The 13766-nt window shown below is 40.5% G+C and carries 15 protein-coding genes; 6 read left to right on the top strand and 9 right to left on the bottom strand.

The window, feature by feature from the left end; all coding sequences use genetic code 11:
* Both ADA42_RS08395 and ADA42_RS08390 read right to left on the bottom strand, forming a co-directional pair.
* The coding region (locus ADA42_RS08395; RefSeq protein ID WP_048764640.1) for a type VI secretion system Vgr family protein at window positions 1-1880 on the bottom strand (1880 nt) is incomplete at its 3' end.
* Between the two features lie 127 nt (window positions 1881-2007).
* A complete protein-coding gene (locus ADA42_RS08390; RefSeq protein ID WP_004947356.1) occupies window positions 2008-2841 on the bottom strand; it encodes a hypothetical protein in 834 nt (277 codons plus the stop codon).
* 335 nt (window positions 2842-3176) lie between these two features.
* On the opposite strand from ADA42_RS08390, the gene ADA42_RS08385 reads away from it, so the two are divergent.
* The 6 genes from ADA42_RS08385 (at window position 3177) to ADA42_RS08360 (ending at window position 8385) form a co-directional block, all read left to right on the top strand.
* Complete coding sequence (locus ADA42_RS08385) at window positions 3177-3743, top strand: TetR/AcrR family transcriptional regulator (RefSeq protein WP_004937582.1); 567 nt, start codon at window positions 3177-3179, stop codon at window positions 3741-3743.
* A 333-nt stretch (window positions 3744-4076) separates the two neighbouring features.
* On the top strand, window positions 4077-4385 hold the full coding sequence (locus ADA42_RS08380; protein ID WP_004937585.1) for an ArsR/SmtB family transcription factor: 309 nt from the start codon (window positions 4077-4079) through the stop codon (window positions 4383-4385).
* A gap of 146 nt (window positions 4386-4531) precedes the next feature.
* Window positions 4532-5731, top strand: coding sequence for a serine/threonine transporter SstT (gene sstT / locus ADA42_RS08375; RefSeq protein WP_004947360.1), 1200 nt, complete (start codon window positions 4532-4534; stop codon window positions 5729-5731).
* 37 nt (window positions 5732-5768) lie between these two features.
* Window positions 5769-6443: a YoaK family protein gene (locus ADA42_RS08370; RefSeq protein WP_004947362.1), complete on the top strand. Its 675-nt coding sequence runs from the start codon at window positions 5769-5771 to the stop codon at window positions 6441-6443.
* 16 nt (window positions 6444-6459) lie between these two features.
* Window positions 6460-6996, top strand: a complete 537-nt coding sequence (locus ADA42_RS08365; RefSeq protein ID WP_004947365.1) for a DUF2058 domain-containing protein — start codon at window positions 6460-6462, stop codon at window positions 6994-6996.
* Window positions 6997-7134: 138 nt separating this feature from the next.
* Window positions 7135-8385 (top strand): mechanosensitive ion channel family protein, encoded by a 1251-nt coding sequence (locus ADA42_RS08360; RefSeq protein WP_025094608.1) that lies wholly within the window; start codon window positions 7135-7137, stop codon window positions 8383-8385.
* Between the two features lie 19 nt (window positions 8386-8404).
* On the opposite strand, the gene ADA42_RS08355 is transcribed toward ADA42_RS08360, so the two are convergent.
* The 7 genes from ADA42_RS08355 to urtC form a co-directional block, all read right to left on the bottom strand.
* A complete protein-coding gene (locus ADA42_RS08355) occupies window positions 8405-9565 on the bottom strand; it encodes an MFS transporter (RefSeq protein WP_004947369.1) in 1161 nt (386 codons plus the stop codon).
* A gap of 559 nt (window positions 9566-10124) precedes the next feature.
* Entirely contained in the window at window positions 10125-10334 is a 210-nt protein-coding gene (locus ADA42_RS08350) for a hypothetical protein (RefSeq protein ID WP_004947388.1), read from the bottom strand.
* A 64-nt stretch (window positions 10335-10398) separates the two neighbouring features.
* On the bottom strand, window positions 10399-10602 hold the full coding sequence (locus ADA42_RS08345; protein ID WP_004947389.1) for a hypothetical protein: 204 nt from the start codon (window positions 10600-10602) through the stop codon (window positions 10399-10401).
* 109 nt (window positions 10603-10711) lie between these two features.
* A complete protein-coding gene (locus ADA42_RS08340) occupies window positions 10712-10933 on the bottom strand; it encodes a hypothetical protein (RefSeq protein ID WP_004937601.1) in 222 nt (73 codons plus the stop codon).
* Between the two features lie 225 nt (window positions 10934-11158).
* Entirely contained in the window at window positions 11159-11857 is a 699-nt protein-coding gene (gene urtE / locus ADA42_RS08335) for an urea ABC transporter ATP-binding subunit UrtE (protein WP_048764637.1), read from the bottom strand.
* 9 nt (window positions 11858-11866) lie between these two features.
* Window positions 11867-12694: an urea ABC transporter ATP-binding protein UrtD gene (gene urtD, locus ADA42_RS08330; RefSeq protein ID WP_048764635.1), complete on the bottom strand. Its 828-nt coding sequence runs from the start codon at window positions 12692-12694 to the stop codon at window positions 11867-11869.
* Complete coding sequence (gene urtC / locus ADA42_RS08325; RefSeq protein WP_004947395.1) at window positions 12695-13765, bottom strand: urea ABC transporter permease subunit UrtC; 1071 nt, start codon at window positions 13763-13765, stop codon at window positions 12695-12697.
* Window position 13766 lies beyond the last annotated feature (1 nt).

Raw genomic sequence — 13766 nt, 5'->3', positions numbered from 1 at the left:
TCTTGTTTGTGGGTGCTGAGGTGTAGCCCTTCGCCTGCCCGTACAGCTCCCCACTGGTCGGTGCGTAGTTCAAAGCCTTCACCTCGGCCTTCGCTTTCCAGTTGTTCTTTGGGGTGGCTCAGATTGCCCAGATTAAGCTGGGTCGCGCCATGGCTGCTGTGGAGCTGGCTATTGATCTGCCCTGTGGTGTCATCAAAGCGGAGCTGGTTGTAGCCACTGCCCTGAATTTCTTCGGAGCGGATGCCACTCAGGTGTCGGGTATGCGGTAACTGTCCTTTAATGTCGAATTTGGTCGGACTTCGCTGCGCTTCGTGGATGCGTCCAAGCACAAAGGGCCGGTCGATATCGCCATCAAAGTAGTCGATCACCACGATCTCACCGATACGGGGTAAAAAGCGGGCGCCATAACCTTCGCCTGCCCATGGGGTCAGTACATCGACCCATGCCGAGTCGGTGTCGTTGTCATTGCTGCCTGCGCCACCATCATGGCTGTGGTCTTCGCTTCGGGTAAACAGGAACCGGACTTTGATGCGTCCCCATTCGTCCACATGTACCTGTTCGCCTTCTGGCCCCACCACTTTGGCGCGTTGCGGATGTGCCGGTGGGCGGTGTTGCTGCGGGTGGTACTCGGGTACGATTTTGATGTTGCGGCGAACCAAGGTCAGTTCGCTGTGGTGGCGTTGTTCGGGTACGTTGTAGTTGAGCTGTTGTTGTAGTTCTTTGGGCAGGTTGTTTTGATTGCTGTAGTGTTTGCCCACAATGATCATCTGGCGCTCGTCTGCGCTGTGCTGGGTCAGTTCGGGATGCCCTTCGAGCTGAAACCAGTAGCCGACCTGTGCATCGCGTACGCTTCCACGGGCGCTGAATTGTTTGCTCTGTAGGTGGTGATAGGCATTGATCTGCTGGTTGAGCTGTTCCAACTGGGGATTACCAGATGCAGTGGCTTGATCTTGTTGTTCTAGATCGGCAATCCATGCCGGGGTGATGTGCCAGGCATCTTCCAGATTCAGGCTGGCATTGTCGTGTTGCTGACTATGTTGCTGGGTGCTTTGCACACTGCCACTGCCTTCTTCTTGTTGTAAGGCATCGGCTTGCCAGCGCTGGGTATAGACCGATGTGGGTTGCAGGGACCGCTCGGCTTGTACCTGTGTCAGGGTATCGTAGGGTTCGGTGGCACTGCTGCGCTGGTAGTGTATGACTTGTCTGCTTAAGGCGGTGTAATGCTGGTTGTCGTCAATCAGACGCAGTACTTGTGCCTGTATCGGCGTATTCATCGTCGGGACGGTCAGGGCTGCTTCATCGATCAGCCAGTTGATGCCTTCGCTACGCCACAGTCGGGTCAGGTAGTCGTAGTCGGTTTCGTTGGCCTGCATGCTAAACGGCCGGATGTCATAGTCCCGGCTTAGGCCTGAGGTATCGAGCGTCAGGCTGGCGGCAAACAGCTGGCTTTTCGTTTGCCATTCTCTAACCAGCAGCTCACTGATCTCGCGCACGCTTTTGTTCATAAACACGCGGCTGTTGCGGTGTTTGTGCCACAGTGCGGTCGGGTCTTGCAGGGTCAGGGTATAACTGGTCAGTGCACCATCGCTTTGTGCTTGTTTGGCAGCGGTGATGATGCCACTGGTGCGATACAGCTGGCCGGTATCAGTCACCTGATCGACGGCAACCTGACAGCCGATAAATTGTTTGAGGGCAATCTGTGCGTGGGTGCTATAGCACAGCAGCTCGGCAGTACTGCCCTGATTGATCTGCTGCTGTCCCTGTATGCGTTGTAAATACACCTGACTGTTCAGGGTATAATCTGAGAAGGTCACATGCAAGGCGCGTTGCTGTGCGCCTAATCCCAAGCGTTCTAATACGCCAAATAAATTAATCGACATTGTTATTATCAGTAAAACTCATACTTATGTTGAATTTTACGCAGATTTAATGTGATTTTCTATACAGATTTGTATATCTATTTAATTCACGCAATATTCGGTTTATTCTAAATTTTAAAACCCAGAATCAAGCCACATACATGCTTTCCCAGAAATCATGCCAGATATCCAGAAATTCATGGGTTATAGCGCTTAGTTCATCCGTGCGTGATGTATCTAGTGCTTGTGTTAATAACATCCAAATATCATCTTCATGATTATCGTCATTTGCAAGACTATGACCACAGCCCACTACCCCATGACACTCATAGTAACCAGATGAAAATTTCGGATCAAATTTCGCCACATTAATAGAAAGCGCTTCACTATAAACAATGACCTGCTGTTCGGTAATCGCTAAGATTAGTAATAAGGCTTGATAATCATGAAAATGTGACGCGATATAATCGCTTACTCGATGAGCCTGTGAAACAGTCTGCGCAAGGTCATTTGTATCTAAAGACAATGCTTCTAGAAGCTGTAAAAAATAGGTAAGGTGTGCTTTGCTAGGCGAACTCAATGCCAAATCTAGTGTATTAAATCCTAATTCATCAATCAGGTTTAAGGACAATAAATAACGAGCATAAACTTTTGCTTTCACTCGCATATCAGTTTTAATATTTTGGTTTTTTTCCAAAGTATGCGCATCAAAAATGAGCATACTCAGCGCATCTGTAAATATTTTTACGATTGCAACAAAGTAGTTTAAATGAATTGTTTTTAAATGACGAAGGCTAAGCGTAGAACTTTGCAGCTGATTTAATATGGGATGTTGGAATAATGCATGCTGTTCAACGCTTTGTTTAAGCAATTGAATCTGTGCTTGATGAAGGTTCCATTGATCTAATGTTAGGGAGTTTTTGACGAAATTTAATGCTTCAGTGCGTGCATTTTCTGATTGGGTGAATGAGAACTTGTTCATCGTCAACTGTCTATTCTGTACACAGAAACACCTGTGTGTTAAAGATATTTTGAAACATTAATCTACATAAATATAACATTTATTCAAAGTTTATTTATGAAACTTTATATTAATTTTACAGATCAATTGTTCTTCGATCAGTACAAAATCTTATTAAACTTTGCCAAAAGCCCTACTTATAAATACTTTTTGATTCTGTTAGACTTTATTCAGATTTTACTATGCTCTTTCAAGTGTAGACTTAAACGGATTTTTCATCATTTCATTTCCCATGAAAAAAACCTCGAAATTGCATTTTTTGAGTACATACATGTCTTTGGCAGGAACCTCTAAACATGTCGAAAAAAGATGACATTATTAATACCGCCTTGCGTCTTTTTAATTCCCATAGCTATAACTCAGTCGGGATTGATCGGATCATTCTTGAGTCTGGTGTTGCAAAAATGACTTTCTACAAATACTTTCCTTCTAAGGCAAAGTTAATTGAAGAATGTTTGAATCAACGTAATCAAAATTTGCAAGCTTCTCTGAATGCAACGATCAATGGTTGTGATGATAACGATCCTCTAAGTAAAATCAGAGCAATCTATCTCTGGTATTCGGCATGGTTCGAAACCGAAGATTTTAATGGCTGTATGTTTCAAAAAGCCGTGGAGGAGATTTTTAAGATCTATCCTTCTACGATCAAACCTGCAACTGAGTACAAAGAATGGCTGACTGAACTCATCACGACCCTACTCACTGAACTGGACATACAAAACCCAGGACAACTCGCGAATCTACTCATCAATATTTTAGATGGTATGACCATGCAAGCCTTAATTGAGCGCAATTCGGTTAAAATTGAGGAATACTGGTCACGCGTACAGCGCTTGATTAAATTTGAGCAAACCTGCGCTTAAAAAATTTAGCGTGAGTATTATTCTTTTTATATCTCACGCCTGCGTCTGAAGTTTCCGAATTAACCACCAAAATAATCATTAGCAGCCAACCGATTTGTGTAAATTTAAATTTACACTTATTATTATTCTCTTATACAGACTTGTCTGTTTTTTGTATTGTAACGTAAAAAAAGGTCAGGATGTTGAATTTTACTCATTGTTTTGATGAATAAAATTCAGTTTTTTATAAGATTTATTCATATTATCAATTCTTACACGCTATTTAACTAGAAATATATCTATCATACTTTGCTTTCATTTATAATGTTTCTCAGAAAAAATGTGGGTGATTGAATGAACCAAAGACTCCAAATTGAAACCATGCGAGATGCTGCCGATGATGTCGTGACAATTTTGAAGTCTCTTGCAAATACAGATCGGCTCCTGATTTTATGCCATTTGGCAAATTCAGAACTTAACGTGTCTCAAATTGAAGAATGCACCAATATTTTACAGCCTACGCTTTCGCAGCAATTAATGATGCTGCGTAAGAGCGGTACGGTGAACACTAGACGCGATGGTAAACAAATTTTTTATTCAATTAAGGATGAAAAAATGATCAATTTACTATCTACGTTGTATCAACTTTACTGTCCTAAATAAGTATTTTTTCTTTTAAATCGCTTAAAAAATATCATAACGCCTGAAAACCCATCATTTTTTTAAAAAACATTTAGGATTTTTTTTAGTTATGTATAAAATAGCAGCCTTATTTTCTTCTGGCCGATAAAGCTTGTAGGCTGCGCTTTATGTTTTCTAAATTTTTTCGCTTGAGTCTTGTGACCAAGATTTTTATTGCCATAATCTTGGGATTCCTTGTTGCGTTTCTATTTCCAGACGTTACGCCTTATTTGAGCATATTTGGTGAAATTTTCATCAAGGCTTTGAAAGCTGTAGCACCTATCTTGGTATTTATTTTAGTAATTTCTTCAATTACCAATTTCGAGACTGGGCAGAGTGCTAAGAACATCAAACCAATTATTGCACTTTATGTGATAAGTATGTTGTTGGCTGCTTTTTCAGCAGTGATTGCCGATTTGCTTTTCCCGACTACTTTGGTGCTAGCTTCACATGGTGATCAAGCATTTCAGCCACCGGGTAGTTTATCAGATGTCTTGAAAAACCTAATGCTTAGCTTTGTTGCTAACCCAGTAGTTGCTTTGAGTGAAGCTAACTTTATTGGTATTTTAGCTTGGGCAATTATTTTGGGTACAGCGTTTCGTCATAGTAGTCAAACCACCAAAACATTTTTACAAGATTCTGCCGATGCCATAGGAAAAGTGATTCATTTAGTCATTAGCTTTGCACCACTGGGTATTTTTGGTCTTGTTGCAGTGACTTTTGCCAACTCAGGTATGGAAACACTAAAAAGCTACTCGCATTTATTGGCTGTTTTACTTGGAGCGATGTTCTTTGTCGCACTGGTAGTGAATCCTTTCCTTGTGGCATGTGTCACCAAGCGCAATCCGTATCCATTGGTATTTAAATGCTTACGCGAAAGTGGAATTACTGCTTTTTTCACAAGAAGCTCAGCCGCAAATATTCCGGTCAATTTGGATCTTGCACGACGCTGTGGTGTCGATGAGTCGACAACCAACGTCGTTATTCCTCTTGGTTCTACTATTAACATGTGTGGTGCAGCAATTACCATTACGGTACTCACACTTGCAACAGTGAATACTTTAGGTATTCATGTTGATATTTGGACCATGATGATTTTATGCGTTGTAGCGAGTATTTCAGCATGTGGTGCGTCGGGTGTGGCAGGTGGTTCCCTACTGTTAGTACCAGTCGCATGTAGCTTGTTTGGTATATCTTCAGATATTGCAATGCAAGTCGTTGCAATCGGTATGGTTATTAGCGTACTTCAAGATTCAACTGAAACGGCCCTAAATTCATCTACAGATGTGTTGTTTGTTATTGCAGTTGATCAGGCTTCAAAATCATAATACATTCAAATTGTTGATTTGTATTTGATGTTTTTTTATGCCACTTCAAAGTTTACCGAACTGGATTCAATGTATTGTTTTTGTGCTGGCACTCAATGCCGGCACAATTAACGTATTGGCACTTATTACAGTCATTCATCAATCTGTCTCACATATGACAGGCAATATCAGCATGCTTGCGATTGATCTCGTAAAATGGCAGCCACATACCATGCTGTATTTGTTTTTGATCGTTATTAGCTTTCTGATGGGTTCGTTTTGTAGTGGTTTTATTCTAGGTAATACCCCATTATCATTTCATCGTCGTTATGGTTTAACTTTAAATTTAGTCGCTTTCTTGTTGGTATTAACTTGGCTGACAGTCAGATACGATCCTCATCTTGGTCTGCTCTGGTCGTCGATGGCTATGGGTGTTCAAAACGCCATGATGAGTCATTATAAAGGGGCCATTATACGCACTACACATCTGTCTGGAGTACTCACTGATCTAGGTTTATCACTGGGCTACAAAGCAAAAGGCCTACCCGCAGATAGACGTCGTGTAATCTTGCATCTTTTAATCGTACTCGGATTTTTTCTTGGTGGCGTCATTGCTACAATAGCCTATTCGCATTGGCTCATGAATACCTTCTTGCTACCAGCACTACTTACGGTATTGCTCAGCGCAGTTTATTGTTTTTTGAGCTATGAACATTTAAAACGACACAGTTAAATTTTGGATTGTCATTATGGTAAAAAATGCGCTTCAAGCTCAGCTTTTAAAAGCAGGTTTGGTCGATAACAAAAAAGCGAACAAACTCACCAAGCAGGCAAAGCATGAGCATCGAACTGGTCAAAGTAATGAAGCAGAACTGAAAGCCAATATTGAACGAGCTCAGCTTGAAAAATTACAAAAAGACCAGAGTTTAAATCAAGAGAAACAGAAGGTACTTGAACAAAAAGCGTTGCTTGCTTCGATTGTACAAATGATCAAACAACATAAAATCAAAGATACATCAGGAGATGTGGCTTATCAGTTTATTGATCAGAACAAGATTAAAAAAGTGTATGTTTCACAGCAAGTTTATAATGCATTAGTTTCTGGTTCATTGGTCATTGCAAAAGATCAAGACAGTTATGCATACTTACCAAAACCATTGGCAGATAAAATTGATCAGAAAATGGAAGGCTTTATCTTGGTAAATCATTCACAGAAAAATAATCAGGCTACAGATGAAGAAGATCCATATGCAGATTATGTGATTCCTGATGATTTGATGTGGTAAGAAATTGAAGTAAATTTCACCGCATGTATTGGGCATGTATGGTTTTATTAATAAAACGTACAAAAAAAGTAGCAATACGAACATCTTAAATATCAAGCCTTTACACTATACTCTTTCACTAAGCATGGGTGTAGAGGTTTGAATTTTTTACAATATATAAGAGAAATACAAAACTGGATCGGCCAATATCCATGGCTTGAGATGCTGTGCTCGATTGCTATCCTGATTTTTTTTGCCGTTTTGGCAAACTTTATAGCAAAACAAATTGTGGTTCGGGGCGTTCGTAAAGCAATTAGTAAGCTAAAGTTTATTAACCAGTCCCTTTTTGCCCAGCATAGCGTGATTAGACGCATTTCAAATATTGTTCCCGCTATCGTGATTATGAACGGGATCAGTAGTGTTCCTCACTTGTCCAGTAAAATGATTACTTTAGTACAAATGGGTGCACAGGCATTTATCTTTTTAACCATTGCGCTTGCGATTAGTGAATTTTTAAATATTTTCAATCTGGCTTATCAGCGTAATCCTAATTCTAAAAATAAACCCATTAAAGGCTATTTGCAGCTGATCAAACTCATGATCTTCATTGTCTGTGCTTTAATGGTTTTGGGAACTTTCTTGAAAAAAGATGTGTTCACCTTACTGGCCGGCTTTGGTGCCATGGCAACGGTGCTCATGTTAGTTTTTCAAAATACGATTTTGTCATTGGTCGCGAGTGTACAAATCTCATCTTATGACATGGTACGCATTGGTGACTGGATTGAGATGCCTTCACTCAATGCGGATGGCGATGTCATTGATATGTCATTACATACGGTGACCGTACAAAACTTCGATAAGACCTTTACAACAATTCCTACCAATAAGCTCATCACAGATACCTTTAAAAACTGGCGCGGTATGAGTGAATCTGGCTGTCGTCGCATTAAACGCTCGTTGTTTATCGATCAAAGCAGTATTCACTTTATGTCGGAAAAAGAACAAGACAAACTCAAAAGCTTTATTTTACTGAATCAATATCTTGATCTAAAAAAATCTGAAATTACATCATTTAATGAGCAACTGAGTAATCAATCAGTGTATAACCAGCGGCGTTTAACGAACTTAGGTACGTTTCGCGCATATATTGAATTTTATCTGAAGCAACACAGTGGAATTGCACAGAATCAATCTTTAATCGTGCGTCAGCTTCAACCGACTAGTGAAGGGATTCCACTTGAGATTTATGCGTTTACCAACACAACCGCATGGAATGCTTATGAGGCCATTCAATCTGATATCTTTGATCACTTACTGGCTATTACACCTGAATTTGGCTTGAAAATTTATCAGGCACCTTCAGGTACCGATATGAAATCTCTTGCGCACGCTGTAAACGACGCGGTGTAATAGCTGTTTAATCGATGAATTAAGATGGTTGTGCACCTTGTGTGGGCAACCATTTTACAAAACCAAGCCCCAATAAAACCAATAAACCAGCACATAAAAAAATCACCGGCGCAGTTAACGTCTGCCAAAAGTGACCTGCCAATAAACTACCAGAAGCCACCCCCAAGCCCCACATGGTGCTGTACAGTGCTTGCCCCCGACCTTGCTGACCTGCGGTAAAGTGACTAAAAACCAATCGCATTGCCAGCAAATGAAATAAACCAAAACTAAAGGCATGCATCGTCTGGGCGAGCATTTGTCCCCAAAAATGATCGACCACATATCCAGCAAGTATCCATCGAATACTGGTCATAACAAGACACACCGATACCAAAATGCGCATTGAATAACGCGCCAATAATGTGTGTGCATAGGCAAACATGATAATTTCTGATAACACGCCGATGGCCCACAAAGTACCAATTTGTGTGGTGCTATACCCTGCTTCTTTTAAAAAATTACTGTAAAAACTATAAAATGGTGCGTGTGAGAACAGCATAATAAATTCGATAGCAAAAAAAGCCATGACACTAGGTCGCTTTAAAATTGGCCATAACGGTTCTAGTTGCCGCTGGGCTGTTGGTGCCTTTGTTGGTTCTTTAATTTGAAATGACCAGATAAACGCAAGAAAGGAAATACAGAGTAGTAAAATTGGCAGCATTGAAACGGGAATAATTTCTAATAATGCCCCTATACCAAATACGCTGCTAATGAACCCGACAGATCCCCATTTTCGAATTTTACCGTATAGTTCGGCGCGCTTGTCTCCTAGCCAAAATAAAGTAACGCCTTCGAACTGCGCCAAGATTGCATTTTGAAAAAAACTGAAAATCAGCATGAGTAAGGCAATCGATTGAAGGCTTTTTGAAATTAAAAAAATCGTAAACCAAATACATGCTTCCATCCAAGTTGCGATTCGTACCAATAACATTCGTTTGCCCGTTTTATCTGCTACCCATCCCCAAATGAACGGTGCAAAAAAACGTGTGATGATCGCGATTGAAGATAGAATTCCAATTTCTTGATAATTGAAGCCCTGATCTTGAAGATACAAGCTCCAATACGGCATGAATGTACCCACTATGGCGTAATAGAAAAAGTAAAATCCGCCAAGTTTAGTTTGTATTGTGAGTGCTTGCATGTGATTGCTTTATCTTGCGTTTTTACAAGATCAATCATAGCAAAAGTTGATATATTTGTACTGGCTGAAATCAAATCCATTTGAAACGTTACTGGTATTGTTTCTCGTATCTGCTCAAATCAACATAACGAATCTGAGCTAGAGTATTTCTAGCCCAGATTTTTATTTCATTTAAAATAGTATGACGCTTAAATCAACTTACTTCTTTTTGACTATAAAGCTGCTTACAACAGCTTTACGAACGATCTGATCAAATTCTACTTTTGAAAAATCTGATCTATTTTTTTCTTTTGAATTCCCGGTGAACATATCGAATAGTTTCATGTTTAAGTCTGCCAATACGTTTGCTTATCTTTAATTTATCGACAACCTATGTATATATCCATGTGAGTTCTAATTCTATATTGTTCATTAAGTAACCAGAAAACACTTCTACAGTAATCAAAGTTTTCACATTGTACAGATTGGATTTAGATGACCAAATTTTTTAACACGCGATAACAAAGCAAACATACCTATATGTAAGAATCTTGATTTCATCACATTGATAGATTCTTTTTTAGTAGGTCATGATCTTTCGGAATTGTCTTTCACGCTTTAATAATCCCAATACTTTTTTACGGGCTTTGATTTCTTCTTCTGTATACGGCAGTAGTTGAATCAATTCCGATATTGCAAGATCTGCATGTTCAATCAGGAAACCGTCTTGCTCGGTCGTCCATTGTCGTAGTACTGGAACAGCTTTCATATTTTTACGAAGTCGCGTCATATTTGATCGGGTTCAAATCTATTATAAATAAAGCCCAATTTTTGATTGGGCCTTATTTATAATATTAAGTGTCTTCTATTTCAATAGGATCACCGTCTTCAGGTCGTTGGTGACGTTCTCCATCATCTGCAGGATCGACACTTGAACCATCTTTGGTAATGGTATTGTACAATTCATCTTCTTTTTTATCGTCTAAGTACTCTTCATCTTCAAAATCGTGAGGTTCACTGTCATCATCAAAATTAAGAGGCTTTTCTTCATCAATCATATTAAATCTTCCTTATCATGTTGTTGGTTATAATGAGTATGCTTTCACTGAATCACTATTAAATATCGGTTCAGTTGGATACTCAGATTTTTCTTTGAACACTCATGAATTAAACCGAGTACTCAATACGTGTATCGGGGTGATAAAATTTGCCTTCAGCATCTACTTCTACTTGATGTCCATCAATAAAGATCAATTTCACAGCATGAACCATATGTGAAGAACCATGGTCTAATTCTGGCTCTGATCGTGCTGAGGCGCACAGTGCAGCAACTTCGCGCTCATTACCATGTTGATCTTTGACAGTTATTATTTTTTCAGAAAGACTCATTTTGTCTTGATCCTTATAAGGTTTGAGAACATTTGAGCCTTTTTTATAGCATAGAGAATTCGAGCTATACCCGAAATACTGCAAAGAGACTGTCAATCTACAACCCATTCATATACAACTGTAATTTTAGATCAACATAAGTTACGCAACTGCTAATAAAGTGTCGGTCTATGTAGCTAAAAAGCGAAAAATAGGTGCTGTAACCCTATTTAGCCACTCTTAAACCTAGATCGCGACCAGCTCCTTAATTCCTTTTTCAGACATTTCATCTCCACGTCCAGATGCAATAATTTGTCCACGTGCCATCACGGTATACGTATCGGCTAACTCTTCAGCAAAATCATAAAACTGCTCGACCAGAATAATTCCCATATCGCCCTTTTGTGTCAGGCGTTGAATTACTTTGGCGATGTCTTTAATAATTGACGGCTGAATTCCCTCTGTTGGCTCATCCAAAATCAAGATACGAGGTTCAGATGCCAATGCTCTTGCAATTGCCAGTTGCTGCTGTTGCCCACCAGAGAGATCTCCACCACGGCGATGTTTCATCTCCTCTAAAACTGGAAACAGCTCGTATAAAGAGCTTGGTACCTTTTTAGTTTTAGCACCTGAAAATTTAGCCATTCCAATAAGGATATTTTCTTCAACGGAAAGCGTTGAAAATATATCTCGCCCTTGCGGAACATATGCAAGGCCAGCTCGTACACGATGTTCGGGCGACAGTTTTGAGATATCCTTACCATCCAAAATAATCTGCCCAGATTTAATCGGCAGTAATCCCATCAGGCATTTTAACAAGGTAGTTTTACCCACTCCATTTCGCCCCAGCACGACACTGCATTGTCCACACGCTGCACTCAATGAAACATCGCGCAAAATATGGCTGCCACCATAAAACTGATTGATTTGTTGAATATTGAGCATGTGTCTATCCTATCGACCTAGATATTTTTCAATAACGTCTTCATTGGCTTGTACCTCTGCCAATGTTCCTTCTGCTAAAATAGCGCCTTGAGCCAGTACGGTCACTTTTTCACTGATCGTATCGATAAAACTCATATCATGTTCCACCACAATCAAGGTATGTTGCTTTTTAAGCTCCAAACAAAGCTCCGCAGTACGCTCAGTTTCTGCATCGGTCATACCCGCAACGGGTTCATCTAATAAAATCAGTTTTGGCTGCTGCATCAGCAGCATTCCAATTTCAAGCCACTGCTTCTGACCGTGTGAAAGTAATCCCGCAGTTTTATGGCGAAAGTCCTTTAATCGAATTTGTTCGAGTGTTTGCTCCAAAGCCACTTGAGTTTCAGCGGACAATTTTGCGAAAAAACTCCGTTTTACAGTTTTATCTTTCGGTGCTGCCAACAATAAATTTTCCATCACGCTAAAATTTTCAAATACTGTCGGTTTTTGAAATTTGCGGCCGATTCCAGCCTCAGCAATTTGCTCCGTGGTCATTTTGGCTAAATTATAGTTTTGACCGAAAAATGCAGTACCTTGAGTAGGACGAGTTTTGCCAGTAATGACATCCATCAGTGTTGTTTTTCCCGCACCATTTGGGCCAATAATGCAGCGTAGCTCGCCTTCATTGATGTATAAAGACAGATCGTTTAAGGCTCTAAAGGAATCAAACCAGACACTAACATTTTCAAGATAGAGCGCAATACCATGACTAAAATCTGCACCCTGAACCTTAGTCCTGCCGTATCCTTCGCCATATTGTCCGCCATGCGGTGGTGTTTCGAATTGCACTTCGCTCATTTAATTTTTCTCCTTTTTAAAGCGGTCAAACAACCCCACCACACCTTTTGGCAGAAATAAGGTCACTACAATAAATAAACCACCCAAAATAAGTAACCAATACTCTGGAGCAGCCACGGTAAAGTATGTTTTAACTGCATTAATCAGCCCTGCTCCCAATATTGGTCCAATTAGCGTTCCACGCCCGCCTGCAGCCACCCAAACGGCCATTTCAATGGAGTTGACAGGGTTCATTTCGCTCGGGTTAATAATCCCAGCCTGTGGGACGTAAAGCGCGCCTGCTATTCCAGCGATTACAGCCGATAACACCCATGCCGAAAGTTTGTACCAAAGCGTACGATAGCCTAAATATTGCAAGCGGTTTTCGCTGTCCCGAATTGCACCTAATACCCGCCCATAAGGACGATTCATCAAGCTACGTAAGCCAATAAAACACAACATGAGTATCAGTGCAGTCATACAACACAAACTGGCGCGTGTAGGTGCTGAAGTAATGTCGAAACCTAAGATCGTTTTGAATCCGGTAAAGCCATTATTACCGCCAAAGCCCGTTTCGTTTCGAAAAAACAATAATGCTGCAGCAAAGGTCATGGCCTGAGTAATGATTGAAAAATATACCCCCTTAATTTTTGAGCGAAATGCAAAAAATCCAAATACAAACGCAATCACACCAGGGACTAAAACCACCAATAGCAGCGCCCAGATAAAATGCTCGGTGCCCAACCAAAACCATGGCAATTCATTCCAGCTTAAAAAACGCATGAAATCGGGCAATCCATCACCAGCCGACTCACGCATAAGATACATACCAAAAGCATAACCGCCCAGTGCAAAGTAAAGACCATGCCCCAAACTTAAAATTCCGGCATAGCCCCAAACAAGGTCGAGTGCAAGTGCCACCAGTGCCAAACACATAATTTTGCCAATCAGTGTGACCCAGTACGCAGACAAATAAAAAGCAGAATCAACAGGTGCCAGATGCAACCAAGGTAGAACTAAAAGCACCACAAAACAAAGTACGATGAGTGCGGCGCTCAACGGTTTGTCTGCAAACAATAAAGTGAATTTCATG

It is taken from the genome of Acinetobacter sp. 243_ASPC, assembly GCF_001054715.1.
Taxonomy (GTDB): domain Bacteria; phylum Pseudomonadota; class Gammaproteobacteria; order Pseudomonadales; family Moraxellaceae; genus Acinetobacter; species Acinetobacter soli.
The sequence above is the reverse complement of the archived record's forward strand: the minus strand, read 5'-3'. Positions and strand labels throughout refer to the sequence as shown.